At 63.5% G+C, this 23,221-nt stretch carries 35 protein-coding genes and 1 tRNA gene; 23 read left to right on the top strand and 13 right to left on the bottom strand.

The window, feature by feature from the left end; all coding sequences use genetic code 11:
* Window positions 1–557: 557 nt before the first annotated feature.
* Window positions 558–1,136 carry a tyrosine-type recombinase/integrase gene (locus tag NBT82_RS09810; RefSeq protein ID WP_251327943.1) on the bottom strand — a complete coding sequence of 193 codons (579 nt, stop codon included), beginning with the start codon at window positions 1,134–1,136 and terminating at the stop codon, window positions 558–560.
* A 154-nt stretch (window positions 1,137–1,290) separates the two neighbouring features.
* Window positions 1,291–1,635, bottom strand: a complete 345-nt coding sequence (locus NBT82_RS09805; RefSeq protein WP_251327942.1) for a hypothetical protein — start codon at window positions 1,633–1,635, stop codon at window positions 1,291–1,293.
* A 169-nt stretch (window positions 1,636–1,804) separates the two neighbouring features.
* On the opposite strand from NBT82_RS09805, the gene NBT82_RS09800 reads away from it, so the two are divergent.
* A complete protein-coding gene (locus NBT82_RS09800) occupies window positions 1,805–2,050 on the top strand; it encodes a DUF7964 domain-containing protein (RefSeq protein WP_251327941.1) in 246 nt (81 codons plus the stop codon).
* A gap of 120 nt (window positions 2,051–2,170) precedes the next feature.
* Here NBT82_RS09800 and NBT82_RS09795 read toward each other — a convergent pair whose 3' ends face one another.
* Window positions 2,171–2,437: a hypothetical protein gene (locus NBT82_RS09795; protein ID WP_251327940.1), complete on the bottom strand. Its 267-nt coding sequence runs from the start codon at window positions 2,435–2,437 to the stop codon at window positions 2,171–2,173.
* A gap of 119 nt (window positions 2,438–2,556) precedes the next feature.
* Between NBT82_RS09795 and NBT82_RS09790 the strand changes: the two genes are divergently transcribed.
* The 8 genes from NBT82_RS09790 to NBT82_RS09755 are packed head-to-tail and all read left to right on the top strand — an operon-like array spanning window position 2,557 to window position 6,666.
* On the top strand, window positions 2,557–2,766 hold the full coding sequence (locus NBT82_RS09790) for a hypothetical protein (RefSeq protein WP_251327939.1): 210 nt from the start codon (window positions 2,557–2,559) through the stop codon (window positions 2,764–2,766).
* On the top strand, window positions 2,763–3,020 hold the full coding sequence (locus NBT82_RS09785; protein ID WP_251327938.1) for a hypothetical protein: 258 nt from the start codon (window positions 2,763–2,765) through the stop codon (window positions 3,018–3,020). The genes NBT82_RS09790 and NBT82_RS09785 overlap by 4 nt, the downstream gene beginning before the upstream one ends.
* Window positions 3,020–3,253, top strand: a complete 234-nt coding sequence (locus NBT82_RS09780) for a hypothetical protein (protein ID WP_251327937.1) — start codon at window positions 3,020–3,022, stop codon at window positions 3,251–3,253. Before NBT82_RS09785 ends, NBT82_RS09780 begins: the two co-directional genes overlap by 1 nt.
* Complete coding sequence (locus NBT82_RS09775) at window positions 3,250–4,122, top strand: hypothetical protein (RefSeq protein ID WP_251327936.1); 873 nt, start codon at window positions 3,250–3,252, stop codon at window positions 4,120–4,122. The genes NBT82_RS09780 and NBT82_RS09775 overlap by 4 nt, the downstream gene beginning before the upstream one ends.
* Window positions 4,119–4,808: a hypothetical protein gene (locus NBT82_RS09770; RefSeq protein ID WP_251327935.1), complete on the top strand. Its 690-nt coding sequence runs from the start codon at window positions 4,119–4,121 to the stop codon at window positions 4,806–4,808. Before NBT82_RS09775 ends, NBT82_RS09770 begins: the two co-directional genes overlap by 4 nt.
* On the top strand, window positions 4,805–5,317 hold the full coding sequence (locus NBT82_RS09765) for a hypothetical protein (protein WP_251327934.1): 513 nt from the start codon (window positions 4,805–4,807) through the stop codon (window positions 5,315–5,317). The genes NBT82_RS09770 and NBT82_RS09765 overlap by 4 nt, the downstream gene beginning before the upstream one ends.
* On the top strand, window positions 5,310–5,885 hold the full coding sequence (locus NBT82_RS09760) for a hypothetical protein (RefSeq protein ID WP_251327933.1): 576 nt from the start codon (window positions 5,310–5,312) through the stop codon (window positions 5,883–5,885). The genes NBT82_RS09765 and NBT82_RS09760 overlap by 8 nt, the downstream gene beginning before the upstream one ends.
* A gap of 4 nt (window positions 5,886–5,889) precedes the next feature.
* On the top strand, window positions 5,890–6,666 hold the full coding sequence (locus tag NBT82_RS09755; protein ID WP_251327932.1) for a hypothetical protein: 777 nt from the start codon (window positions 5,890–5,892) through the stop codon (window positions 6,664–6,666).
* Window positions 6,667–7,029: 363 nt separating this feature from the next.
* Here the strand turns inward: NBT82_RS09755 and csg are convergent, their stop codons facing one another.
* Complete coding sequence (csg, locus tag NBT82_RS09750) at window positions 7,030–9,945, bottom strand: HVO_2072 family ArtA-dependent S-layer glycoprotein (protein WP_251327931.1); 2,916 nt, start codon at window positions 9,943–9,945, stop codon at window positions 7,030–7,032.
* Between the two features lie 48 nt (window positions 9,946–9,993).
* Here csg and NBT82_RS09745 point away from each other — a divergent pair, with 48 nt between their 5' ends.
* The 14 genes from NBT82_RS09745 (at window position 9,994) to NBT82_RS09680 (ending at window position 16,993) form a co-directional block, all read left to right on the top strand.
* Window positions 9,994–10,869 (top strand): hypothetical protein, encoded by an 876-nt coding sequence (locus NBT82_RS09745; protein WP_251327930.1) that lies wholly within the window; start codon window positions 9,994–9,996, stop codon window positions 10,867–10,869.
* Between the two features lie 59 nt (window positions 10,870–10,928).
* Complete coding sequence (locus NBT82_RS09740) at window positions 10,929–11,255, top strand: hypothetical protein (protein ID WP_251327929.1); 327 nt, start codon at window positions 10,929–10,931, stop codon at window positions 11,253–11,255.
* Window positions 11,255–11,776, top strand: a complete 522-nt coding sequence (locus NBT82_RS09735) for a hypothetical protein (RefSeq protein WP_251327928.1) — start codon at window positions 11,255–11,257, stop codon at window positions 11,774–11,776. Before NBT82_RS09740 ends, NBT82_RS09735 begins: the two co-directional genes overlap by 1 nt.
* A gap of 1 nt (window position 11,777) precedes the next feature.
* Complete coding sequence (locus NBT82_RS09730) at window positions 11,778–12,533, top strand: hypothetical protein (RefSeq protein ID WP_251327927.1); 756 nt, start codon at window positions 11,778–11,780, stop codon at window positions 12,531–12,533.
* A gap of 22 nt (window positions 12,534–12,555) precedes the next feature.
* Window positions 12,556–12,861, top strand: coding sequence for a hypothetical protein (locus tag NBT82_RS09725; RefSeq protein ID WP_251327926.1), 306 nt, complete (start codon window positions 12,556–12,558; stop codon window positions 12,859–12,861).
* Window positions 12,862–12,949: 88 nt separating this feature from the next.
* Window positions 12,950–13,303 (top strand): hypothetical protein, encoded by a 354-nt coding sequence (locus NBT82_RS09720; RefSeq protein WP_251327925.1) that lies wholly within the window; start codon window positions 12,950–12,952, stop codon window positions 13,301–13,303.
* Window positions 13,303–13,680: a hypothetical protein gene (locus tag NBT82_RS09715; protein WP_251327924.1), complete on the top strand. Its 378-nt coding sequence runs from the start codon at window positions 13,303–13,305 to the stop codon at window positions 13,678–13,680. Before NBT82_RS09720 ends, NBT82_RS09715 begins: the two co-directional genes overlap by 1 nt.
* Window positions 13,680–14,537, top strand: a complete 858-nt coding sequence (locus tag NBT82_RS09710; RefSeq protein ID WP_251327923.1) for a hypothetical protein — start codon at window positions 13,680–13,682, stop codon at window positions 14,535–14,537. The genes NBT82_RS09715 and NBT82_RS09710 overlap by 1 nt, the downstream gene beginning before the upstream one ends.
* Window positions 14,534–14,752 carry a hypothetical protein gene (locus NBT82_RS09705; RefSeq protein WP_251327922.1) on the top strand — a complete coding sequence of 73 codons (219 nt, stop codon included), beginning with the start codon at window positions 14,534–14,536 and terminating at the stop codon, window positions 14,750–14,752. The genes NBT82_RS09710 and NBT82_RS09705 overlap by 4 nt, the downstream gene beginning before the upstream one ends.
* Before the next feature lie 118 nt (window positions 14,753–14,870).
* Complete coding sequence (locus tag NBT82_RS09700) at window positions 14,871–15,461, top strand: hypothetical protein (RefSeq protein WP_251327921.1); 591 nt, start codon at window positions 14,871–14,873, stop codon at window positions 15,459–15,461.
* Between the two features lie 7 nt (window positions 15,462–15,468).
* Complete coding sequence (locus tag NBT82_RS09695; RefSeq protein ID WP_251327920.1) at window positions 15,469–15,963, top strand: hypothetical protein; 495 nt, start codon at window positions 15,469–15,471, stop codon at window positions 15,961–15,963.
* Window positions 15,964–15,965: 2 nt separating this feature from the next.
* Window positions 15,966–16,562 (top strand): hypothetical protein, encoded by a 597-nt coding sequence (locus tag NBT82_RS09690; RefSeq protein WP_251327919.1) that lies wholly within the window; start codon window positions 15,966–15,968, stop codon window positions 16,560–16,562.
* 10 nt (window positions 16,563–16,572) lie between these two features.
* Entirely contained in the window at window positions 16,573–16,827 is a 255-nt protein-coding gene (locus NBT82_RS09685; protein ID WP_251327918.1) for a hypothetical protein, read from the top strand.
* Complete coding sequence (locus tag NBT82_RS09680) at window positions 16,820–16,993, top strand: hypothetical protein (RefSeq protein ID WP_251327917.1); 174 nt, start codon at window positions 16,820–16,822, stop codon at window positions 16,991–16,993. The genes NBT82_RS09685 and NBT82_RS09680 overlap by 8 nt, the downstream gene beginning before the upstream one ends.
* A 13-nt stretch (window positions 16,994–17,006) precedes the next feature.
* Here the strand turns inward: NBT82_RS09680 and NBT82_RS09675 are convergent, their stop codons facing one another.
* The 9 genes from NBT82_RS09675 to NBT82_RS09635 form a co-directional block, all read right to left on the bottom strand.
* The gene (locus tag NBT82_RS09675) at window positions 17,007–17,420 is read right to left on the bottom strand and encodes a ribbon-helix-helix domain-containing protein (RefSeq protein WP_251327916.1); all 414 of its coding nucleotides are present in this window, start codon (window positions 17,418–17,420) and stop codon (window positions 17,007–17,009) included.
* Between the two features lies 1 nt (window position 17,421).
* Complete coding sequence (locus NBT82_RS09670) at window positions 17,422–17,667, bottom strand: hypothetical protein (protein ID WP_251327915.1); 246 nt, start codon at window positions 17,665–17,667, stop codon at window positions 17,422–17,424.
* Window positions 17,667–18,026, bottom strand: a complete 360-nt coding sequence (locus tag NBT82_RS09665) for a hypothetical protein (protein ID WP_251327914.1) — start codon at window positions 18,024–18,026, stop codon at window positions 17,667–17,669. Before NBT82_RS09665 ends, NBT82_RS09670 begins: the two co-directional genes overlap by 1 nt.
* Window positions 18,027–18,306: 280 nt before the next feature.
* Window positions 18,307–18,378: transfer RNA gene (locus NBT82_RS09660), tRNA-Ala, on the bottom strand.
* A gap of 87 nt (window positions 18,379–18,465) precedes the next feature.
* Complete coding sequence (gene rpsJ, locus NBT82_RS09655; RefSeq protein ID WP_251327913.1) at window positions 18,466–18,774, bottom strand: 30S ribosomal protein S10; 309 nt, start codon at window positions 18,772–18,774, stop codon at window positions 18,466–18,468.
* Complete coding sequence (gene tuf / locus NBT82_RS09650) at window positions 18,775–20,040, bottom strand: translation elongation factor EF-1 subunit alpha (RefSeq protein WP_251327912.1); 1,266 nt, start codon at window positions 20,038–20,040, stop codon at window positions 18,775–18,777.
* A gap of 175 nt (window positions 20,041–20,215) precedes the next feature.
* Window positions 20,216–21,169: a homoserine dehydrogenase gene (locus NBT82_RS09645; protein ID WP_251327911.1), complete on the bottom strand. Its 954-nt coding sequence runs from the start codon at window positions 21,167–21,169 to the stop codon at window positions 20,216–20,218.
* The gene (locus NBT82_RS09640; protein WP_251327910.1) at window positions 21,166–21,747 is read right to left on the bottom strand and encodes an amino acid-binding protein; all 582 of its coding nucleotides are present in this window, start codon (window positions 21,745–21,747) and stop codon (window positions 21,166–21,168) included. Before NBT82_RS09640 ends, NBT82_RS09645 begins: the two co-directional genes overlap by 4 nt.
* A 188-nt stretch (window positions 21,748–21,935) precedes the next feature.
* Window positions 21,936–23,132 carry a sensor histidine kinase gene (locus NBT82_RS09635; protein ID WP_251327909.1) on the bottom strand — a complete coding sequence of 399 codons (1,197 nt, stop codon included), beginning with the start codon at window positions 23,130–23,132 and terminating at the stop codon, window positions 21,936–21,938.
* Window positions 23,133–23,221 lie beyond the last annotated feature (89 nt).

The following is a 23,221-nucleotide window of genomic DNA, read 5'->3' as shown; positions in this document are numbered from 1 at the left end:
GACAGTATAATTCGGTGTCTCAGACTTGCTATCTTCCAAATATAGCAGATAGTTACTCTTCATGAATCACTTTCACACTGATGGCGAAGTATTATATTCCCACTCTACGGAGGATGTGGTGTGACGGGCGGCGGGTGCTGACCAACCAAGAAGGTTGTTCAGTCCCGCTCGCTTGCTACAACACTTGCTCAGGCGGGAGTATGCCGAACGCCACGGCGAGTGCGCCCGCGATGAGCAGTGCGACCTTCAGCCCCAACCAGACGACTTCCAACAACATCTTCGATCTAACCAACCTGTCATCGGCCTCTGTCTCTGCGGTCTCAGTTCGGTGATCAGGGTCACCGGGCGTCGAGCGTCCTCCCATGTGAGGGAGTGGGGAATGCACCGATCCTTGTGACGGGCGGCGGGTGCATCAACCCCGATTCAAGCAAAACCCCCAATCCGTATAACGATGTGTAGACCGGAGCGAAAGTGGAATGACGGGTTTACAATCGGCGGACGGGAAGGCGAATTTCAGTTGAACGAAAGGGGTGATTAGTTTATAAGGAAGTAGCTTGCTACAACCAGGTGACTTTCTCCCTGCCCCGTCGCTGCGCATCCAGACTGTACGCGCCGAGGTAGTGCTCCCGAAACGTCTCCCAGTCCTCCCACCCACCCCACTCCATCACCAATCCGGGCTCGACTTCACGCTCGACGAGCAGGGTGCCCCACGTCCGCCGGAGATCGTGCGGACCGAGGTAGGTCCATCCCTCGTCGCCCGTATCGGCGTAGAGCCGTTCGCCGGCTGTGGTGACCCACCGCCGGATCGTACGCGTCGAGCGATCGACGAGCGGCGTGTCGGCGGCCTCGTCGCGCACGTCCGCCAGCGCCCGCATGGACGCCGCGAGATCGGTCGGGACGGGCGTCTCTCGGTACTTCGATCCCTTCCCGTCCTGCACGCGGACGAACGGTCCGACGGGCGTGTCGACGACGTCGGCGGGCGTCACGTCGGCCGCCTCGGCAACGCGCAGTCCGCACCGAGCGAGTAGTCCGAGCGCTACTGTCTGTGTCGTCCCGTCCGCTTCGTCGAGCAGGTCGTCGACCTCCTCGGGACGTAGCCATACCTTCCTACCGTCGTGGTCGTCGTGATCCTCCATCTTCATCGCGTCCGATTACCTCACAAATCAGTCAAAGAACCGTGAGCATCTAGTACTTTCGACCGTGATCACGCCGGCGTCGAGGGCGATCGTGTCTGACTTTCCGGTCTTCTCGGACGTACCACTGACGACTGCCACCGTTCATCCGAGAATTTCACATCACGTCGGGTTCAATTTCCTTTTTCATACTCTGCAGTATGGTGATGAAATAGGCGAACGCGAAGCCCATAAGACCGAGCGCTGCGAGAAGAATTAGACCGAGATCGGCATGGAGAATAAGAAAAGCGATAGACAAAGCAGCAGAAGCGATTAGCAGACTGGCGATGAGGGAGAGATGTTTGAGGAAGTCTGCTATCTTCTTCCGATCCGTAGGACTCCCAGAGACAGCAGCTCGATTTTCCAGGAGATCCAGATAGAACCGGCCTCCGATAAGAGTAACCGGAAGAACTAATCCGACGATCTGAAGGGTCGATAATGCAATCTGAGTCCCATTTGCCATAACTGTAGCACTACTTCGAACTCAAGTCTGATTAATTGCCCCGCGGAAGTACGCTCGGGAATAAGGCTGGTTGTCCGGAGTTCTCGATCACATCGGTATCCGACTTGGGATGTATTATCGGACGAAATTCTAAGGAACATATATCCCTGATTGTAATAACATTCTGTCCATGGCGCTCAAAGATGTCCTTCCAGATCGCGGCCTGACGATGAACGAATTCCGGCAACTGCAAGAGCAGGATACCTTTGATGCCGTTCTCCGAGATGACCAAGGTGGTCCTGCAACACACCTATTCCTCCAAAAAGAAGGGAAAGAAACAGCCCTCCATTACACCGAGGACGAAGGATGGCACATCCTTCACAAGGATTTAGACCTAGATGATCCTCATCCACCAACCCACGACGATAACGAGTAGAGCTACTATCTCATCCTCATACGGGCATCGAACCTTCTCGGCACGGCGGGAGGCTACAGACGGGATACCCGTCCTTGCCATCAGCAGCCAAAAACTCGATTCGACAGAACGGACAGTACTTCATCGTAGACTATCGCTTGCCCAGTGGTCTTCATTCTCGACGACAGCCCACTTCGGAGACGCCAGGTAAGTGTTCGTCTCCGCGTCGTAGCCGAGCACCATCTCGGTCCCGCCCTCGATCCCGTCGGCGACCGCCTGCGTTTGTGGAAGAAGCGAATAGAGCGAGCCGTTCTGGTTCTGGACGGAACAGGTCCCGAGTGGAGTGATCGGTGCGTCCGGGTCCGACAGTTCTCGCAACGCCCGCCGCCGGGCACTACTTTGACTCATCACGTCCGCTCGTTGGGACGTACTGGTAATTAAACATCCAACCCGCTCCCCGACCGACTCCCCGATCAGCCTGTGAACGGCGGCCGGGTTATCCCACTCACCCCCTTCGACCCGGCCGTATGCTGGATCCAGTTTCAGCAGTCGCAGGAGTAACGATCACCGGAGTCACCGCCTCAACGCTGTACGCCGCCTACCTCCGCGGCGTTCGCGACGCGACCGACCCGAATCACATCATCGACGTCCGAGAGGTCGAGAACTACCATGCCGAAGCCGCCCGCGCCGAGGCGATCCGCGAGTCCGTCGACGCGACGACGGAGGGATCTGCGTGAGCCCCGACGAGCCGGACGCTCCTGGTGACGCCGTCGACGGCGAGCAGGAGGCGAGCGCCGACGTCGAGGACGTCGAGGTGACGACCGTCCACCGAAAGGACGGCCACGACCAGCACACCGAGCGGGCCGTCCTGCTCGACACGGGCGACGAGGAGATCGTCGAGACGTTCGAGGTCGTCGAGGGCGATCACGAGTACCTCGGCGACGGCCATCCCGACCAACGGGCCCTCGACGTACTGGAGGCACGCTTCTGATGGATCCGATGACACCGCCGGAGTTCGAGCATTCGGCGGCCGCAGAAGTGTTCGGGGACTACGACCAGTACCTCGATCATCACCGCGCGAAGTCCGAAGACCGGACCGCGTCGGCGGCGTCGCTCGTCTCCTGCAACTTCGACCTACAGACGTGTATCATGGTGACCTTCGTGGTCGGCGCCGTCCTGGTGGCGGCGTTCGAGGACGGTGATGCCTTCGAGACCTTCCGATGAGTGTCACCGTCGAGTTCGGATCGAAAGCGGCGGCCGACCAGTACCGCGACGACCACGAGGAGTACATCTGTCCTGTCGACGACGACCGCCGGTTGAAGACCGTCGCGTTCGTCAGCGACACGCCCGACTGGCTGCTCGACCAAGCGCGTCTTGACGCCGAGGAGGGCCGCGCCGAACGCGCGGCTGCCGCGGGACAAGCGTCCCTCACCGACGGGGAACGCGACGAAATCGACTTCTCGAAGGGCCGGGCGAACGTCCCGCACGCTCGCGCCGTGAAGGGCATCGCCGCCGATCACGGCGTCGACGACTGGCTCGCTTACTACGATCCCACTCTGACCGTCGACGAACACCGCGAGGTAATGGAGCGAGCGCGGGAAGAGGGTGGCGGCCAGCGTCTCGACGCCAACGAGGGACGGCAGGCCGCCCGTGCCCGTTACGCCGCTCGCGCCCAGCAGTCGAGCGAGTGCGACCACGCGGCCGATCACTACGAACACGGCGACCCCGAAGCCTGCGAATTCCTGAAGAACGCTTGCGGGTACGACGAGGAAGAAGTGGCGTCGATACTCGACGAGGACGACGACGGCGACGGCGCCGAGGAGATCACGGGCAAAGCCGCCGGGGCGCTCGGCCGGGCGTGGGGTGGGTACAAGGGCGCGATCACCCGCCTCGACCGGGAGATCGAGGACGTCGTCGAGAGCAAGCGCGAGGCCGAGGGCGCCGCCGCGGCGATCAACGCGATCCGTCGCGACCACGGGCAAGAGCCGATGGAGTTCGAGCGCCTGGAAGAGCTGTCCGACCGCCTCGAAGGTGTCGGTGACATCGCTCACGACGCCGAGGGTCACGTCGAACTGATGGAACGATTCTCATGACCAAACACACCTGCCCCGTAGAGGGGTGCGACTACGAAGCCGACCAGATCGACCAGCTACGAGGGCACATCAACGGGTCCCCCGACCACCCTTCGTGGGGGGACGTCAGGGGGGACCTCGATGCTGGTAGCGAACTGGTAGACCAGAACGACCAGCAAGAGACCACCCCCTCCGAGGAGGGTGAATCGCCCGACGAGACTGGCGACGACGACCACCCGGACGACCACCCAGAGAGGGACGATGAAGGGGGTAGCGAGGGGGGTAGCGCCCCCTCTGACGCTGGTAGCGACGAGGACGACCAGCAAAACGACCAGAACGACCAGGGAGATACCCCCATGCCCACCGACGACGAACTCCAGCGTCAGCGCCGTGTTCAGGGCGCTCAACCAGACGAATCGGGTAGTGATGACGAGATCAGCCAGGAGACCAGCAAAACCACCCCCTCGAAGGGGGGTAACGAGGGGGGGAGCGCGACTGGTCTGCTCCCCGCTATCGACACGTCGACGATCATCATGCTGGTCGCCGTCCTGGCCGTGGCCCTCATCCTGTACCGTCTGCTCTCCGGCGGCGGGGTCGACGAGGGGAGCAAGGGAGACGAGGAAGACGTCGACGACCAGGAGGCGAGCAGCGAAGACGTCGACGACCTGCCGAACTTCGACGCCACCGACCTGGAGGACCTGTCATGAGCGACGACGTCAACGACACCGAGGAGCAGGACGCACCGGACGAGGGGGACGATGAGGAGATGAAGCCCCCTATCGAAGACGAGGAGTTCGCGGACCTCTCCGCGGTCGCCGACGAGATCGAGGAGTCCGCCGGCGCCGGCGCCGAGGGCGAAGGCGACGAAGACGTCGACGACCAGGAGGACGGCGTCCACCAGGAGGCGGGCGAGGACCACACTCGAGGAAGACCGGGCCGAGGGTGGGGCGACATGTACGTCGCCAGCGTCACCTCGGGACTGAACGCAATCGTCGAGGAACACGGGAAGGACGGCGCCGAGCCCCTAGACGAGCAGATGGCTCGCGACCTCCATCTCGACGAGGCGTTCGAGGAAGTGATGGAGAAGCGCGGCCGGGCCGACATGCCCCCCGAGCAGGAGCTTCTGATGGGGACGCTCATCCTCGCTGGCACCGTGGTCCTCTCGAAGACCGACCTGCCGGCCCAGGCTCTCGCGGAGGTGGGTGAGGATGCTTGAGAGCGCGAAAGAACAGATGATGCGCCGGGCGATGCGGCAGGTGACCCCCTCGGAGACGCCGGTCGCCCAGGCCCTCGCCAACGTCATCGCGTCCATCGAGGCCCGGCAGATGGCCGCGGTGACCCGCCTTGCCGGGGCTGCCGACGTCGACGAGGCGGCGGTCGGCCACCTCGACGCCGACGCTCGTGAGGAGCAGCTGCTCGACCTCGCCGACGCCCTCGCGGATGACCGCCTGGAAGACTGGTGGCTCGACGAGGTGGCGGCCGGCCACCTACACGATCCCGACCGAGCAGCCGACTACCTCGGCATGGACCGGGAGGCGTGGGCCGACCAAATCGCCACCTGGGGAGAGAACTACCGGGACGCCGCGCCCGATCACGTCGAGGGCATGACCGACGGTCAGATTGCGGACCTACACGTCCGTGAGACGTTCGGCGTCCCGATGCGGGAGTTCGCGGCCGAGGTGGTCGACTGGTCTCAGGGGGAGGCCGTCGAGGGCGTCCTGGCCGGACATCTCTCGTCGACGACCTCGTCGATCCACCGCGTCGCCGCCGAACTGGAGGACTGACCCGATGCGGCTGCTGATCGCGGCGAAAAGCGGGTGGGGAAAGTCGTACGTCGGGCAGTCCTACCTCGAAGACAACATCAAGGAGTTCGACCACGCGATCATCCTCGACTTCAAAAACGAGTTCCGGGGGCTGGTGAAGTCCGGACTCGCGAGTTACGTCGGAGTCGGACAAGCAGAGATGGGAATCTCCGTCGAGGGGTGGCGAAAGATCATCGAGCAGAACGGCACGGTTGTCGTCGACGGCGAGGTCCTAGGACCGGATACCTGGCGTGAGGTTGCGACGATCATCGCGAAGGCTGCTCGGCGCGTCGACGGTCGCGTCTTGGTCGGCGTCGACGAGGCCCATCTCGTCGCCCCCCAGGACGTGAAGCTCCCCGAAGCGATCAAACTCCTCGCGACCACCGGCCGCGGAAAGGTCTCGTCTATCTGGATCACCCAACGCCTGCAAGAGATCGACGAGGCGGTCATCTCGCAGAACAACGCGAATCTGCTCGGTGGGTTCGGGAGTGACCGGGACCGGGGGAAGCTCGACGTCGAGTATCCTGTCGAAGTCCATAACCCCGAGGCCGACCAAGTGCCGAACCTCCCCAACGAACTCCATCATACTGAGGACGGTCCCGTCCCCCTGCAGAAGACCGAGGTGGACGGCGTGGTCCGGTCAAGTGGGTGGATCTACTCGACCGACGATGGCAAGATAGATCGTCTTAATTCCGCAAGCATCGACATGACGGCCGAACACCACGGCGGGTCTGACCAGAAACTCGAACATCCGTTCGAATGACCGAACCAAAAGTACCAATCACGCTCTATGGATCGAAGGCTGAACGATTCCGTGAAATCCGAGATCAGCTCGAAGAAGGATACGGCATCGAGCCAACGAACCCCGAAGTGATTTTCGAGTTGATGAAGGAATGGGACGGAGTGGATTGAGCAGCGCAAAAATGAGTTAAGCGAATGAGTATGGCATATGCTCTTACTGAATCCGCGTACTGAAACATACGAATTCCGGGTCCGATAACTCACAGCGATGATCGCAGAGGTAGTCTTGGAGTATCGGCACGAGAATCGCAGTTGTCACTACCGGGATAGCGCCAAAAAATGAAACCGCAATCGCGTGACCGCTTTCGGCGGTCAGTCGTGGTCGTTAGTTGTCGCGCCGGGTCGCGAGCAGCGCAGCCGCGAGCAGCGCGATGACCGCGACGATCGCACCGAAGCCGGGACCGCCGCCCTCGGTGGGCGTCGGCGTGTCGGTCGGCTCGGGCGTCGACGTCGCAGTCGGTTCCGGCGTCGCCGTTGCAGTCGGCTCGGGCGTCGCCGTCTCAGTCGGCGTCGGTTCCGGCGTCTCCGTCGGTTCCGGCGTCGCCGTCTGGACGTTCTGGACGATCTCTACCTCGACGACGTCAGTGTTGTAGCTGTCGTCGGCTTCGAGGTCGTAGGTGCCCGTCTGGACGTCGTCCAGCTCGAGCGAGACCATCCAGGTCCCGTCGTAGGACCACTCGTCCGTGGTCGACAGGGCCACCGAGCTGCCGTCGGTGGTCATGAGTTCCACGGTGATCGCGTTGTCGTCCGGACGGAGGTTGGTCGATCCTTCGACGACCACCGTGTCGTCGACACCGACCGGGTTGACACCCGAGGCTTCCATGCCTTCGGGGTAGACCGAGCCGATCGTCGACTGCGAGTCAGCGAGGCGGAACTGCGAGGTGACCATGCGGTCGTCACTCGCAACTGCCTCGGTCGTCTGGTCGAGGATGCGCGACCGGGCCTGGTCGCCCGTCAGCGAGTCGCTGTTGAGGGTGCTGACGAAGCCGGAGAGCGAACCACCCGGCAGCGTGCCGTCACCGTACTGGTTGTCGCGGCCGTTCGTCAGCGCGTGAACGCTGACCTGGCCCTCAGCGAGGGTGACGCCGTTCGTGCCGTCGATGTCGAGTTCGTCCTCTTCGAACGTGTTGTCGTCGTCCGCGTTGACCGTGGTGTATGCAACGGTACCACGCTCGTCGACGAACAGGAACGCGACAGTCTGCGATCCGAGCGACGTCCCCGTCGCGTTGATGACGCGGTCGTCGGTCGAGACGGCACCGCCGACGCTCTGGTAGGTGACACTGAGCTCGGTGTCAGTCACGCGGATGGACTTCTGGTTGCTCGTGCCCGTGTTGAACGCCGAGACGTTGATCGACTGGGTGGTGCCCGACGTGCCGTTCACGTCAGCGGCGTCGATGACACCAAAGCGGTACGTGCCGGGCTGGGACAGGAGGTCGTTACCCTGCACGCCACCGTCGCCACCTTCGCTCAGGATGACGTCTTCCTTCTCGAAGGTGTTGTCCGCATCGACGCTGATCGTCGACTGGAGGCCGTTACCGGAGCCGTCCAGGTCGAGAAGCTTGTACTCACCCTGGCGACGGACGTAGAAGGCGACGTCGTCGACGCCTTCGGAGGCCGAGCCGTTGATGTCGATCTCGCTACCGACAACGTAGGTGTTGCCGGGCGTGTCGACCGAGACCGTTCCCTCGTTGACCGAGAGCGAGGGATCGTCCTCGGGGTTGTTGCCGCTGATGACGCTGGCCGCGGTCGTGCTAGCGGTCCCCGAGTTCGTGAGGTCGATCGACGCGTTCGCGCCGTAGAGGTCGACGTCGACGTCGGTCGTGTCGAGATAGCTCGTGTCGATTTGGCCCACGCCGACACCGGTGCCGTCGTCGATCTGGACGACAGCTAATGCGTAGCCCGCGCTGCTGTTGTACTCCTTGAATTGGACGTCACCGACGTTGCGGAAGATCCGATCCGCGTCGCTGTTGGAGACGCCGTCACGGAAGTCCTGGTCGCTGATAGCGACGACGTGCAGGTCGCCAGCGTTCGAACCGCGAACCGTGTAGGTCACGTCCTCACCGCGCGTGACGTCGTCGGATTCGAGGTCGAGGGTGACGTCGTCGTCACCGGTGACGGTGACGGTCGTCGATTCGGCGGCGCTGCCGAAGTCGAGATCGTCGCTACCGGCGACCTCGAACGTGAACGTCCCGGTGTTGAGGTCCGAGAGGTCCACGTTCCAGGAGACGTCACCGTTGCTGCCGTAGCCGGACTTCACGGCGTTGCTCGCCACAGCGTCACCGGTGACGTCGAGACCGTCGTCGTTCTCGACGGTGATTTCGAGGTTTTCGGCTTCCTCGTAGTTGTAGGTCGCGACGACCGTGAGGTTACCGGCGCCCGTGCTGGGCGTGCCCTGCGGGACGGACCCACCGGCGATGTCCTCGCCGTTCGAGTTCTGGACCTCGAAGGTGGTGACGTCCGGTTGCAGGACGGTCACACCGTAGCGGTCCCCCAGACGGAAGGACGTGTCCGGGTCGCCGTCGTGGTACTGACCGGTGGCCTGATCCTGGTCGATCGGGACGGTGAGGGTCTGACCCTCGGCGTCACCGCTCGTGCCAGTCAGGGAGTTGATCGTGGTCGATCCGTTGACGAAGTTGATGTCCTCCTCGCCCTGGAAGACGGTCGCACCGTCGTAGACGTCGCCACCGCCGCTACTGGGCGCGGCACGGGTCGAACTGGACGAGACGGAAACGGACGCCAGGGTACCGAGGTTGGACGAGGTACCACTGGTGTCAGTAACACTCAGATTAACATTCTGGCTACCACTGGCCGAAGACCAGTCAACGACCAACGGGTCGATGTCGATGTCGACCCCGGTCGAGGAACTAGCAACCGTGTCGTTAATTTCGACAGTGAGTGTATTCGTAGACGTACTCACGGAGTAATTGCCCGCGTTGAGCGAACTACCACCAACAGAAACCGAGTTGATGGTCGAGGCTGACGCATCGGGCTCCCCACTGCCAAAGTCGACAGTAACGGAGGCGTTCTGCGAGTTACTACTGAAGTCGAGGCTGTCTACAGCAACCAATGCATCATGGTTGACTGTCGTTGAGCCGACGCTGGTCGGCGACAACGACGAGTTGCCGGTATCGATTGACTGCGCGGCGGCCGTTCCAGACAACGCCACGGTACCAGCGAAGACGCTGAACACCATGAGCGCCGCGAGGACGACCGCGCGGATCTTGTCGTTATAGTCTGTCATTTTTCGTTGTTGTGTTCGCAGTGACAGTCCCGAGGGCATTCCTCTTTCGTGCCGATTCGTGGTCCGGCGCTGCGCCAGCCACTGGTAGGGGTACAGGGTGTTATGACCATCGTCTGTGGTAAATACTTTGTGTTAAGCGACTACGTAGTAGATTCCCTCATGCGGGAGAATTCTGACAGTAGAGACGATCTGAATATTCAACAAATATCTTGTGTCCGTGGTGGTAATTCACCAGCAAATACCATGCCCTCTCCATACGAGCGTCTGCAAGCAAAACCACAAACGGGGTTGAATATCGGATCACTCACGCCAACGCAACGGTCAGAGGTACGCACACTACGGATCACCAGTTCCTGGCCGATAGGACCAAATTCTATCGATTGCCGGACTATCTACTATTTGGAAGGAGACGAACAAGCTGCTGTAGAGCTGTTCGTTGAAGAACATCGGGACCAATTAGAAGAGATCGATTGGACCAAACGAAACCCGATCAAATCAAGCCTCAGTCAAGTTATTTATGATAAAATCCTCCATGAACTTGGAGAGCGCCGAATAAGTAAGACAGAGACAATGGTTCGAGAGGACCGCCCAAACGGAGACGTATGGCTAATTGATCGGAAGTGGTACGAGAATCGTCCGGATCGCCGATACTCCGTGACTCCACATAAATCGGCACCCAAGGTAGCTAAGTTAGCTGGGCAATCACCAGAAAATGTACTGAAGGAAATCGATAGTGAAATTATCACAGAATCTGCCGTCAGGTCGTACGTCGAGGGAGATAAACGTCTGCTTCTTGAATATCTGCGAACCAGCGACAAGATCGCATGTCTACCCATTACTCACGACGGCGAAATGGCGGTGAAGCTGTTCCCCGATCAGTCAACTGCAGTTAGGGAAAATTCTGAGGAACAAGGAACTCAGTGATTCTGTCAAAAGCACATGAAACCTATTCGTATCTCAGAGATCCTATCGCGGTGAATTACATGGCCCTGGCGGTTTGTTCGGGCTGTAGCATGGGAGAACTTGCAGACAGCTTCGACACGCTCGCGGACTCGGACATGTGGACCGACGTGGCCATCCTGTTCGGGGCGTTCCTCGCGGGCACAGTCGCACGGAACCTGATCGAACCGAACCTGCCGTGGGACCTCCCCGACGAGGCCTACGGCGTCGCCGTCGTACTCGGTGCGGGCTACCTTCCCGAGGGCACCAACATGGCTCGGATGGGGGGCGGCCTCTACACGCTCGACAAGCTCGCCGAACGGTTCGAGCTGAAGCAGCGAGTCACCTCCGTCGGTGAGGGTGGTAACTGATGGCGCAGGTCTACATCTCGGAGGGCGACACTAGCGAGATCGTCACCAAGGAGACGAACACGGCGGGCGTCATGACACCCATCGCCCGGATCACCCCGGACCGCGGGACCTTCCTCCGGCTGCTCAACCGAGTGGCGAAGGGAAGCGAGCAGGGTATTCCGATCTACGGGAAGTTCCGGGACTCGAACGGGAACCTCATCGCCACCTCGGCGAAGCTCCAGTTCGAGATCTCCCCGGCGGGCACCGACGAGCGCATGAAGGTTTCCAAGCGCGTCGAGCAGATCTCGGTGTACAACTCCTACAGCCTCCAAGAACAGCGCAACGTCGACAACGTCGACGCGACCAAGGTGGTGCTGACCTCGCCCGAGAACATGGGCGGCGACCCCGTCTCCAACATCGAGTGGGCCGACATTCAGGATCTCTACCTGTCGATGCGAGCCCCCTCGCAGATCGACTGGTCGCAGTCCGAATGGTACGTCGACCCGACCGCCCTCGAAGGGCCGTTCAACCGGGGGCGGTAGGATGGCGCGGACGGCACAGGACGTCATCGACGACCTGCGCGACGTCTCGCGTACCTCGGGCGGGATCGGCCCGACGAACTTCCGCGACGAGGCCGACACGTCGGTCAACACGACCGGCTCCCGGTCGTTGATCGCCGAACTTCCCGTCGAGACCGTCCATCGAATCCTCTCCGGACGGAGCAACCCCTTCCGCGTGGCCGTGCCTGCCTACGAGCAGTTCAGTAGCGACGGGACGGGGGGCAACACGGAGACGTTCAATCTGAGCCACGACCTCATCCAGTGTCCGAACACGCAGAACGTGGTCGTCTACATCGGCGGGTCCTACTACGGCAATCCCGACGCCGTCGACTACGCGAACGACTCCATCGACGTGACCGACCCCGGCTCAAACAACAACGTCCACGTCTGGTACATGCCGGGAGACACGGCCACCCTCGAAGTGTACAAGGCCACGCCCTCGTCGAGCGCCAGCGCGAACGAGGAACTGTACACCGAGGCCCTGAATCTGGCCAACCAGACCAAGCAGGCCGAGCAGCCCGAGTTCTTCGAACTGAACCAGTCGGCCCTCCAGCCGTTCCTCGCGAGCGACATGCGCCTGAACGTCTACGTGAAGGCGCCGTACGAAGTCCGCTTCGAGGACCCCGCCGGCGACGGCGCGACCCCGGACAACATGCTGCTCCACATCCCGGTCGAGCGTGGCGCGACCACGGTCGCGGGCCTGAAGCAACTCATCAAATCCGACATGGGGAGTCGGTAACCCGACCCCTCGGGAGTTTATCATGCAGAACCCTATCTGGGACGCCACGACCGGCCAGCCACAGCCCACCGGCCAGTACCACACGATGAACGGCGGCGGCACCGACGGACAGGCGTGCGCGTGCGCCGGGTGCTGCTCGTCGACGTCGACGGGAAACCGCGCGGCCGACGTCGACACCGACGCCTCGGTGACCGACGGCACGGTGTCCGGTACGATCCAGTCCCTCGTCGCTCCGGGTGAGCTGTCTACCGAGGACGCCCTCCTCGTCTGGACCGCGATCAACACGCTCGTCCTCGGCTACTGGGCGTACACGGAGGTGCGCGGATGAAGTCCGAAGGCAAGATCGAGGACGTCGACGTCGAGACGGAGAAGCGTCGCCTCGAAGAGAAGATCGAGGACACCACGGGGGACTCGTGATGCTGGTCCCGTGTCCCGATCACGACGACGCGCCGTTCAACGAAACCGTCGCGACGACGCTCTCGCCCGGACAGAAGCTCACGGCCGAGTTCACGCCCGAACAGTCCGAGACGCGGATGTACCTGCCGATCCTCGCGATCTCGAAGTTCCCGAACATGAGTTACACGGCCAAGGCCGACGGCGAACCGATCTACGGTCCGTCGAAGATCCCCCCGACCGACGTCGACGATCTCTCGGTGACGTTCGTCCCGGCCAAGTCGTTCACCCGCTCGCTCGTCGTCGAGGTAAGTAATCTGGACTCGACCGCGGACCGGTTCGTCGTCGTCCAGCCAGTCGGGTGGGAGGTGACCTGATGCCTCTCGACTCGACCTCCGACGTCAGCGACATCGAGACCGCAACCGACGGAGAAGGACGGCAGGTCCCGGTCGCCAACGACGGGACGTACACCACGACCATCGACGGCGCTGCTATCGACTCGAAAGGGACGATTTTCGAACTCGACACCCGAGGGAAGCGCATCTTAGACCTGGCTATTAACGCAACGGCCGATGCCAGTTACGTCCTCGAATCCAGCCCCGACGGGACCAACTGGTTTGGTCCCTGGGACAGTTGGGGGAATGAATCAGAAATCACCCAAACATACCGCATCGGAAGCCGATACGTCAGACTCAAAATCACGACCGAAGCCCCCGACGGAAACTCTGCAAACGGGTTCATGGAGGTATCATAATGGTCGAAAGAATCGGATCGCGTTCGACACCAGCCGCTCTCAAGGACGTGGCTCGGACGTTTGGGGAGTCGGATGTAACCGTCTCGACCGACGCAACGAGGGTTGCGAACGGTTCCGTTGAGCTTGTAGACACGTCAACGTCGACGGTTAGCCGACCTGCCGATGGAACCTCAACGACCTCAAGCACTGGCAAGGGAGTAGTAGTGGTCCCGTCGTCCGACTTGTCGTCTATTGAGGTCACAGTATCCTCTAACGTGAGCGGTGGTGAAGGCGTGAGAGTCACCGACTCCGATGCGAATACGCTCGACTCTGTGTCCGGCTCTTACAACGGCAACGAGACGGTCACGCTCAACGCATCCCTATCAGCAGAATCGAAATACTACGTAGCGGTGGACGGCCCGGACGGGTGGGAGGCAGGGACCAACGAAAACGTATCGTATCCCTACGAATCGAAGTGGCTCGACATGGTGTCCGGCGTGGATACCGTCGAATCATGGGACGGTGGTTCTGAGGACGACACAGTAGCTTACTCAATAGAGAGTATCACCGCCACTAACGACTCCGTTACGTCAGGATCGGTGACTGTCGAGTTTGGCACTCCGGGAACCCCCCCGCCGGATGCGGTCGGGTGGGACGTGGCGTACATGACCCGAACCCTCAACGGCGAGACGGTCGAGATATACGTGCAGGAGGCACAGGGCAGTCCCGGATGGACAGATGTAGCCGGCCCCATCCGCCGAGGCGATTCGATACCGGCAGATCCGGAAAATGATGTTCGTTTCCGGGTGAAGTTCTCGCGTTCGGATACGTCGAGCAACCCCACCCTCGACTCAATTCTACGGAGGTACAAGCTATGAGATCCACGCACATAGAGGCACAGCGGTCAAAGGTGTACCGGCGGATGGTCCGCGAAGACGGGGCGACGGCTGCGGGGAATCCTCCCCCTGCTAAGCATATCGATGCCCTCGACGCCGCGGAGGGTCCCGAGGAGTTCGAGGAGATTCGTGCGGCCCACGCCGAGGGTCGCGGTCCGCCCGGCCATGCGGGGGGTGACGGCCGTGGCCCGCAGTAGGATCGAAGAGGCATACGGGAGTAGTGTCGCCTATCTGTCGGAAGGGTCCAAGCGGTTGCGGTTTCAGTCGTCTGTCGACGGCAGGAACGGGCTCCCCACCGGAACGATTGAGGGTCAAGTGACGGTCGACGGCGTTCCGGTAGGTTCAATCGGCGTCTACCCCGGCCCAAACGACCCGATTTCGACGGATTACCTCGGCATTGATCTGTCGGGATGGGAGACTGGGGAGTACACGGTCCGCGTCGACGGCGAACGGGCAGGTTTCCTCAAGGTATTTGAGGACGATACAATTTCCCCGGATTGGAACGAGGGGGACCCGTCGCCTCCTGGTGCAGTTGAGACAGTCCCGACAACCAACGACGCCCCCGAGATCGATCCATCGGATTACGCCGGCATCGTCAACGCCGACAACGAGCAGGGTATCGCCCTCGCTCCGGCCCTCCGACGAGAGGGCGCTTCTCTCGGCCCGCAGGGAGCGACCGTCGAACTCCCCGACGGACGGACCGTTGAGGTCGGGGCGATCCAAGACGCGGACGAGGCTGCCCGCTACGTCGACGGCCCTAACCAGGGAGAGGTAATCGACGCGGACCAGCCGGCGGCCGGCTCGGGATCGAGCGGCACCGACCCGACGACCAGCACGGGAGACCTCGGCCCGGCCGTGGCCGTGGTTGCACTCCTCGGACTCGGATATGCGGCCACACAGAGGTGACACAGACATGGCAACCAACATCGACACGACCGAACTGGCGGCGATCATCACGGTCTTGGGAGCAGGAGCGGCGGCGCTCTCGGCCCAGGAGTCAGGGGGATCGACCCGTCCGATCATCGACATTCCGGATTCGTTCGGACAGGATTCGGACACTACGGACGAGACGGACGAGGACGATCTGGATTTCGGCACGGACCCCGAACCGCTTCCTGACGAGACGACGGACCGCGATGATTTCGACTACGAGAATCCCGAGTCCCACTGGGACGAGGAAGATTACGATTTCGGGGGGCCGATAGACGAGGGGACCGATACGGACGAGACTGACACCGATCCGGAGCCCTCGGTCCCCGACGGGGCGCATAGTCTGCCTGACGATGATCCATTCGAGCCGGGGAGCCCTGCCGACGTCATCGATGACGTTGGACAGACCATCCCCGGCGTCGGGATCGGCCGATCGATCTTCGATACCGACGGATCGGACGGCGGAGGGCTCTGGTAGCCGTGGCGAATATCGAGATCACGGCGGTCGAGATGACCAACTCCTGGGCGACGGGCGTGCCCCAGTCCGTCGACGTCAAGATCGACAACCACGAGAGCATGGGTCCCGCGGGATGGGGGCCAGTCGTCTGTCCCTCCGACGGCATCTGGAACGCCGGTCACATGACCGACGTCTCCCTGCGGATCGAAGACGCCGACACGGGCGCGGTAGTCTGGAGCGCGACCAAACCGACGTGCATCCCCGTCGAGCGTCCCAGTACGTCGCTCGGAGCGAACGCGATCGTTCACTTCGAACCGTCGGTCGACTCGTCCGGCAACTACGTCGTGTCCGCCGAGGTCCAGGTGAGAGGCGACAACGGGAAGGACACGTCCGATCTGTACCCGCTGACGGTCGGGTCCGGTGGGTCGGATCTCCCGCCGAACGGCGACGAGCGGGGAGCGGGACTGTTCCCTGGCGCCGGCGACGTTCCCGTCGACGACGTCCTCGACGATCCCCTCGGCGCGATGGCCGACAACCCCGCCATCGCTCTCGGCGCCGTTCTCGCCCTCCTGATCGTCCTCCGACCGTACGCCTCCCTGGGGGCCAGCGCAACGGGGTGACCGCCACGAGATGATCCCCGCCTTCATGGACATCGGAGCGATCGGCTCACCCATCGACGCGGCGACGTTCGTCTTGGTGCTCGCGATGCTCGTCTTCCGACTCCGCCCGCGAGTGCAACTGGTCGCGGCCGGCGTGGTCGCCCTCGCACAGGGTCGTGAAGACGTCGACGACGACCGCCTCGCGCACGAACTCGACGTCGACGAGCGAGCCGTCGAGATGCTCAAACCCGAAGTGATCTACAAACGGGAGGGCGACGATGGCTAAGCTCCCTCGCGAGTGGGAGCGGATGCCTGAACACTACCGGTGGCCCGATCCGATCCTCCGACGGCGCTACGAATCGGGCGCGGTCGTCCTCGACGATCCCGATGGTGGCGAAGTACTCCGATCGGACACGGTCGCGGACGATCTCGTCGACGATCTCGAAAAATAGAGTCGGGTGGCCGCTACTCAGGCGGTCGGACGACGATCCAGACCCGTGACATACTCGGATCGACGTTCACGAAACCCTGTTTCTTCAGCGGCCGAATGAGCGAGTCCATCACCGCGCTCTTCGGCGTGTCGTTCGTGTAGAGGCGGTTCATGGCTTCCTCCCGTGAGACGCGAAGGCCGGCGTCGTTGATCGGCTCGGCGGCGTCGAGCAGCGTCAGGTAGGCGTCCGCGAGACGGTCCTCTGCGGGAAGCGCCATGCTCTCCTGGTCGTCGTCGGAGTGCCGGGCCACGTCCTGTTTGACGAGCACACGCAGGCGCTCGCTCCGGCTCACACCCTCGTCGTCACAGAGGTCGTCGAATTCGTCGAGGACATCCTCGGGGCACCCGAAGGAGACTCGGCTCTTCGGGTTGTGGTCCATCCGGGGCATCTTATTCACTCACCCCCGAAGTGCATACGCCGTGAATACCCAGACGGCGCGGTGATTCGGAGTCCGTATGCAAGGGGGGAGGGGAGGTGTGCGGAGCGGACTCGCGTGCGGGGGCGTGTGCGCTCGACCCGTCACCCTCGCCGACCGAGGGGTACAGGTCGACGTCGCCGACGAACTCCGAGAGGTGGGTCTGGGCGACCGCGTGGATCGCGCGATCGGCGCGCTCCATGACGTCGAGGTAGTGCATCACGCCTCACCTCCCTGCCGGTACTGGCGCCACAGCATCGCGAGTTCCTCGTCGGGATCGGCGTCGAGATCGGCGACGACGATCTCCTCGCGGACGTAGGCCAGTAGCATGGCGGCGACGTGGGCGCACCAGTCGTGATGGGTGTAGCCCTTGCACGGGCACTCGCCGACGGGCGTTCCCGAGCGGGTGCCGAAGACGACCCGGTGCCGGTCACCGTCGCCGACGCGGACCATCCACTCCGCGCGGTTGATCGGCTCGATCTCCGTCTCCTCGTTCCTGGCTCGCTGCCAGCTCGTCGAGTCGCCGAACCCGTCGGGCAGATCGAGGTCGGGGTAGCCGCCGATCGGCTCGGTGCTCACCGCTGAACGCCTCCGTTACACTCCGGACAGACGCGGCGGGTGAGACCACCGCGGGAGGTAGTCGTGACGAGACGCGTTCCGCAGGTCGGACAGTACCGCCTCACGCCGACCACCCCTCGATTTCCTTCCGTCGATGACCCGACTGCGTCGAGGCGCACAACTCCTCGCGGTGGAATCGTTTTTCGGGGAGTCTCGAACGGTGATAAAGTCGAAACGTGATCGACGGAGAGAGGCCGAGACGCGCCGCTTTCGTTTCCTTAGCGACCGAGTAAAATTTTGATGGACTCGCCGGGATTTGAACCCGGGGCCTCTTCCTTGCGAAGGAAGCGATCTGCCACTGATCTACGAGCCCGCAACCTAACTCAGCCGTCGGGCGTACTTGTAAGCTTCTGTTCGTCACCGAAAAGCGGCGGCGGTAAAGCGCCTTAGCGCCGTGTGGTCAGTCTTCGAGGACGATCTCGATGCTGACGTCGTTCGGCACCTGAATGCGCATGAGCTGACGCAGTGCGCGTTCGTCCGCGTCGATGTCGATCAGTCGCTTGTGGACGCGCATCTCCCAGTGCTCCCAGGTGGCGGTCCCCTCGCCGTCGGGGGACTTCCGGGACGGGACTTCCAGCGTCTTCGTGGGCAGCGGGATCGGCCCGCTGAGGTTGACGCCCGTCTTGCTCGCGATCTCGCGGACTTCGTCGCAGATGCCGTCGAGGTCCTCGGGGCTCGTACCAGCCAGGCGAACGCGTGCCTGCTGCATCTATCGCTCGTTGACCGAGAGCACTTTGCCGGCCGCGATGGTCTGACCCATGTCGCGGATGGCGAAGCTCCCGAGTTCCGGGATCTCGGACGACGGCTCGATGCTGAGGGGCTTTTGCGGTCGAACCGTCACGACGGCGGCGTCGCCGGACTTGATGAAGTCCGGGTTCTCCTCGGCGACTTCCCCGCTGGCGGGGTCGAGCTTCTGGTCGATGGATTCGATGGTACACGCGACCTGCGCCGTGTGGGCGTGGAAGACCGGCGTGTAACCCGCGGTGATCACGGAGGGGTGCTGCATGACGACGACCTGCGCTTGGAACGTCTCGGCGACCGACGGCGGGTCGTCGGCCGGGCCACAGACGTCGCCACGGCGGATGTCGTCCTTACCGATGCCGCGGACGTTGAACCCGACGTTGTCGCCGGGGCCCGCTTCGGGCACCTCTTCGTGGTGCATCTCGATGGTCTTGACCTCGCCACCGACGTCCGAGGGCTGGAAGCTGACGTTGTCGCCGGTGTTCATGATACCCGTCTCGACGCGGCCGACCGGGACCGTCCCGATGCCGGAGATGGTATAAACGTCCTGAATCGGCAGGCGGAGCGGCGCGTCCGTCGGCGGCTCCGTGGCCGGCAGATCGTTCAGGGCTTCGAGCAGCGTCGGGCCGTCGAACCAGCCCATGTTGTCGGAATGCTCGGAGACGTTGTCGCCCTCGAAGGCCGAAATCGGGATGAAGGAGGCGTCCTCCGTACCGAAGCGGACCTGCTTGAGGAGCTGCTTGACCTCGTCGACGACTTCTTTGTAGGTGTCCTCGGAGTAGTCGACGATGTCCATCTTGTTCACGCCGATGATCAGTTCGTTGATCCCGAGCGTGCGGGCCAGGAAGACGTGCTCGCGGGTCTGGGGCGCGACACCGTCGTCGGCCGCGACGACGAGCACCGCGTTGTCGGCCTGGGAGGCCCCCGTGATCATGTTCTTCACGAAGTCACGGTGACCCGGACAGTCGACGATGGTGAAGAAGTACTCGTCCGTGTCGAACTCCTGGTGGGCGATGTCGATGGTGACACCACGCTCTCGCTCCTCGGCGAGGTTGTCCATGACGTAGGCGAACTCGAAGCCGCCCTTGCCCTTCTCTTCGGCTTCCTCTCGGTACTGCTCGATTACGTGCTCGGGGACCGACCCTGTCTCGAACAGGAGTCGGCCGACGAGCGTGCTCTTGCCGTGGTCGACGTGGCCGATGATGGCCAAGTTCTGGTGCGGTTTGTCACTCATGGTGGGAATCACGCGCTAAGGCGCTTGGTGACGACTATTTTGCCCGAATGACCTAAAACCATTTCGATACGCATCACAGAAGCTCCCGACGCCGTCTTGCGGTTCGTGACACCATACCGCACGACGGCGCGGCAGCGCGGATGCCGAGACGGTGCCGGCCGGCGTGGGCGTCAGATCACTCCAGTCGGCCCACGTCGGAGAGGATGGCCGTCGCCGTCTCCGGGCCGCCGGCGCCGCGCCCGCTGAGGTGGAGTTGGCCGGCGTTGACCGTCTCGAACTGCACGATGTTACGCGTGCCCGAGACGGCCAGCGCGTCGTGTTGGGGGACGAGACGCGGCCCCACGCGGACGCCGTCGGCCGTCGCCTCGCCGATCAGCCGAACCGTCCGGCCGTCCTCCGCCGCCAGATCGAGCGCGCTCGCCGGGATCGACCGAATGCCGTCGACGGTCGCGTCGTCGAGGCTGTACACCTGGTTACCGTCTCCGAGGACGTTCGCCAGGATGACGAACTTCAGGGCCGCGTCCGTACCGTCCACGTCGAAGGCGGGATCGGCCTCGGCGACGCCGAGGTCCTGTGCCTCCGCCAGTACGTGTTCGTACCCCAGTCCCTCGGCGGCCATCCGCGAGAGGACGAAGTTCGCGGTGCCGTTGAGGACGCCGCGGGCGGCCGTGATCTGGCCGGGGCCGAAGTCCGCGATGGTCGAGAGGATGGGGATGGCGCCGCCGACGGCCGCCTCGAACTGGACCGTCCCCGCGCTCTCGGCTTCGAGCGCCATCAGGTCCGCGTACCGCTCGGCCACGGGCCCCTTGTTCGCCAGGACGGCGTGCCGGTCGCGTTCCAGGGCCGCCCGCACGTGCGAGAAGCCGGGTTCGGCGTCGCCGAGGGTCGTCGGCGTGGCCTCGACAAGCACGTCGTAGTCCGCGGCGAGCGCGTCGTCCGGATCGTCCGAGCCGACCGTCCCCTCGCGTTCCTTCCGTTCGAAGACCGCCGCGGGGTCCAGACCGTCGGGGTCGATCGCCGACGAACGGGAGTCCGCCAGGGCCGTCACGCGGTGGCCGTACTCCGGGGCGAGTTCGACGACCGACCGGCCGACGGCCCCGCTGCCGATCACCGCGAGGCGAAGGCTCATTCCGCCACCTCCACGAGCGGCTCGATCACGTCGAGATCCTTCTCGTCGGCGATCTTCCGGACGTGATCGAACACCTCGTCCGACCGGCCGGTCCGGGTCGCCATCCGCAGTCGGGCGCTGGAGGCGTCACCACGGCCCTCGGGCGAGGAGAGCGACAGATCCGCGATCGACGCGTCCGTGCTCGACTCGATGCGCTGGAGCGTATCCGAGAGGTCGGTGTCGACGAGGTCCCCGACCAGCAGCAGCGTCAACTGTTCGCCGTAGCGCTCGGCGCCAGCCTGAATCACGTTGACGCCCTCCTCACGCAGGGCCGCGACGATGGTCTCGAATCTGTCCGGCGGGCACTCCACGTCGACCTCGACGGGGATGTGACCGCGCGGGGTGAGGTTGCCGCGTTCGTGGAAGATCGAGAGGAGGTTCCCGCCGTTCTCGGCGATCGGCCGGAGCGCCGACAGCAGTTCGCCGGGCTTGTCGACGAGTTCCAGCCGGATCGTATGGGTCTGGGGGCGCTCGCCGCCGTCGGTGCACTCCTCGTCCGTGCTGTCCGCGTCGTCGGTGGTGACGACCTCGTCCGCCATTCAGGCCGTCACCCCCGCGGCACGACCCGTCGACGCAATAATTGTCATCGGCGACGGGGAAGGGCCGCGGGGTAGCTCCGTGCCGACACGTCGACTGCCGGTAGTCGTGCCGCGAGGCATGGTATACACTGTGCCAAGAGGGTATATGATTGCATCGGTCGTCCCCGACCGGTCGGCGGGCATGGCCGTCAGGCCGTCGCCCCGACCGGGTCGGGGGCGGACCCCGTCGGGGGCGCCTCGGCCGGCGGATCGGCCCGCCGGTGGACGAGGCCGACCGTCGTCCACTCTCCGTCGGTATCGAAGGTCAAGCGCCCGCCGGCGGACTCGGCGATCGAGCGCGCGACCCACAGCCCCAGACCACTCCCGTGTTTGAGCTGGGTGATCTCCGCCTCGCCCGTGACCACGTCCCGTTCGTCGGCTGGGACGCCGGTCCCGTCGTCGGCCACCCGCATGCGGATCGTTCCGTCGGTAGCCGTCGCGGTGATTTGTACCCGCGAACCCCCGTGTTCGACGGCGTTCTCGACGAGTTCGGCGATCGCCGTCGCCACGCCGTCGTCGGCCCACATCCACAGATCGGCCGGAACATCGACGTCGGCGTCGGCGTCGACCGCACGGTCACCGTCCGTCCGGACCGCCGCGATCGCCTCGGTGACCGCCGTCTCGACGTGCAGGCGCTCGTTGGGTGCCGACCGGCGATCCAACGCCGCCACCATCGCCTTGGTCTTCTCGGCGAGACTGCCGATCTCCTGTGACCGCCGACTGAGCGTCTCTGCCACCTCGGCCAGGGACGGGTCATCCAGTTGGGCCGCCAGCCGCTCGGACTGCCCGATGAGCACGGTGGCGTCGTTCCGGAGGTTGTGCCGAAGGACCCGACTCAGGACGGCGAACTTCTCGCGTTCGTGTGCCAGTTGTTCCGCCCGCACTCGCCGGGCGTCGTGGACGCCGATGATGACGTGGGCGGCGGCGCTGATCGCGAGGACGTTCCCCGCCGCCAGCGCGTCGGCCGGCGTAACGGTACCGAGGGTGCCACGGTAAGCACCGTGAGCGAGCAGAACCATCCCGAGTACCACGAGACCGAGGAAGTTCCAGACGGCGATCCGGACGGCGTTGGGCGTCGAGAACGCGCTCCGATACAACAGCACGCCCGCGGCCACCAGTCCGAGACAGACGACCGACCCCACCACGGCGAGGGCGGTGCCGACCGCCGGCCCCACGCCGACCAGAAACGGGGCCATGTTCGGCACGAACAACGCAACGCCGGTCAGACTGACGACCGCACAGGCCCCGACCCGTGCCAGGCGCTCGCGACGGCGGTCTACGCCGGCCGGCCCCTGTCCGAACAGTCGAACGAGCGTCCGGTCGATGCGGGCGAGTACTCCTGCCATTGCCGGAGGCAGAACCTACCGAGTGATGAAACTGCTCACCGAGTTATCGCAAGTGAGAGAGACCGCAGGGGTGGCCGACGAACGCCGCG

Source organism: Haloplanus sp. HW8-1 (assembly GCF_023703795.1).
GTDB classification, from domain to species: Archaea; Halobacteriota; Halobacteria; order Halobacteriales; family Haloferacaceae; genus Haloplanus; species Haloplanus pelagicus.
The sequence above is the reverse complement of the archived record's forward strand: the minus strand, read 5'-3'. Positions and strand labels throughout refer to the sequence as shown.

Coding starts and splice junctions, on each gene's coding strand:
- tuf (WP_251327912.1), bottom strand. CDS start 20,040: ATGAGTGACAAACCGCACCAGAACTTGGCCATCATCGGCCACGTCGAC.
- NBT82_RS09765 (WP_251327934.1), top strand. CDS start 4,805: ATGAGCGACGACGTCAACGACACCGAGGAGCAGGACGCACCGGACGAG.
- NBT82_RS09705 (WP_251327922.1), top strand. CDS start 14,534: ATGAGATCCACGCACATAGAGGCACAGCGGTCAAAGGTGTACCGGCGG.
- NBT82_RS09675 (WP_251327916.1), bottom strand. CDS start 17,420: ATGCCCCGGATGGACCACAACCCGAAGAGCCGAGTCTCCTTCGGGTGC.
- NBT82_RS09720 (WP_251327925.1), top strand. CDS start 12,950: ATGCTGGTCCCGTGTCCCGATCACGACGACGCGCCGTTCAACGAAACC.
- NBT82_RS09810 (WP_251327943.1), bottom strand. CDS start 1,136: ATGGAGGATCACGACGACCACGACGGTAGGAAGGTATGGCTACGTCCC.
- NBT82_RS09640 (WP_251327910.1), bottom strand. CDS start 21,747: ATGGCGGACGAGGTCGTCACCACCGACGACGCGGACAGCACGGACGAG.
- csg (WP_251327931.1), bottom strand. CDS start 9,945: ATGACAGACTATAACGACAAGATCCGCGCGGTCGTCCTCGCGGCGCTC.
- NBT82_RS09790 (WP_251327939.1), top strand. CDS start 2,557: ATGCTGGATCCAGTTTCAGCAGTCGCAGGAGTAACGATCACCGGAGTC.
- NBT82_RS09710 (WP_251327923.1), top strand. CDS start 13,680: ATGGTCGAAAGAATCGGATCGCGTTCGACACCAGCCGCTCTCAAGGAC.
- NBT82_RS09735 (WP_251327928.1), top strand. CDS start 11,255: ATGGCGCAGGTCTACATCTCGGAGGGCGACACTAGCGAGATCGTCACC.
- NBT82_RS09740 (WP_251327929.1), top strand. CDS start 10,929: ATGGCCCTGGCGGTTTGTTCGGGCTGTAGCATGGGAGAACTTGCAGAC.
- NBT82_RS09695 (WP_251327920.1), top strand. CDS start 15,469: ATGGCAACCAACATCGACACGACCGAACTGGCGGCGATCATCACGGTC.
- NBT82_RS09635 (WP_251327909.1), bottom strand. CDS start 23,132: ATGGCAGGAGTACTCGCCCGCATCGACCGGACGCTCGTTCGACTGTTC.
- NBT82_RS09680 (WP_251327917.1), top strand. CDS start 16,820: ATGGCTAAGCTCCCTCGCGAGTGGGAGCGGATGCCTGAACACTACCGG.
- NBT82_RS09685 (WP_251327918.1), top strand. CDS start 16,573: ATGATCCCCGCCTTCATGGACATCGGAGCGATCGGCTCACCCATCGAC.
- NBT82_RS09795 (WP_251327940.1), bottom strand. CDS start 2,437: ATGAGTCAAAGTAGTGCCCGGCGGCGGGCGTTGCGAGAACTGTCGGAC.
- NBT82_RS09775 (WP_251327936.1), top strand. CDS start 3,250: ATGAGTGTCACCGTCGAGTTCGGATCGAAAGCGGCGGCCGACCAGTAC.
- NBT82_RS09805 (WP_251327942.1), bottom strand. CDS start 1,635: ATGGCAAATGGGACTCAGATTGCATTATCGACCCTTCAGATCGTCGGA.
- NBT82_RS09730 (WP_251327927.1), top strand. CDS start 11,778: ATGGCGCGGACGGCACAGGACGTCATCGACGACCTGCGCGACGTCTCG.
- NBT82_RS09645 (WP_251327911.1), bottom strand. CDS start 21,169: ATGAGCCTTCGCCTCGCGGTGATCGGCAGCGGGGCCGTCGGCCGGTCG.
- NBT82_RS09760 (WP_251327933.1), top strand. CDS start 5,310: ATGCTTGAGAGCGCGAAAGAACAGATGATGCGCCGGGCGATGCGGCAG.
- NBT82_RS09755 (WP_251327932.1), top strand. CDS start 5,890: ATGCGGCTGCTGATCGCGGCGAAAAGCGGGTGGGGAAAGTCGTACGTC.
- NBT82_RS09670 (WP_251327915.1), bottom strand. CDS start 17,667: ATGCACTACCTCGACGTCATGGAGCGCGCCGATCGCGCGATCCACGCG.
- NBT82_RS09715 (WP_251327924.1), top strand. CDS start 13,303: ATGCCTCTCGACTCGACCTCCGACGTCAGCGACATCGAGACCGCAACC.
- NBT82_RS09725 (WP_251327926.1), top strand. CDS start 12,556: ATGCAGAACCCTATCTGGGACGCCACGACCGGCCAGCCACAGCCCACC.
- NBT82_RS09780 (WP_251327937.1), top strand. CDS start 3,020: ATGGATCCGATGACACCGCCGGAGTTCGAGCATTCGGCGGCCGCAGAA.
- NBT82_RS09800 (WP_251327941.1), top strand. CDS start 1,805: ATGGCGCTCAAAGATGTCCTTCCAGATCGCGGCCTGACGATGAACGAA.
- NBT82_RS09770 (WP_251327935.1), top strand. CDS start 4,119: ATGACCAAACACACCTGCCCCGTAGAGGGGTGCGACTACGAAGCCGAC.
- rpsJ (WP_251327913.1), bottom strand. CDS start 18,774: ATGCAGCAGGCACGCGTTCGCCTGGCTGGTACGAGCCCCGAGGACCTC.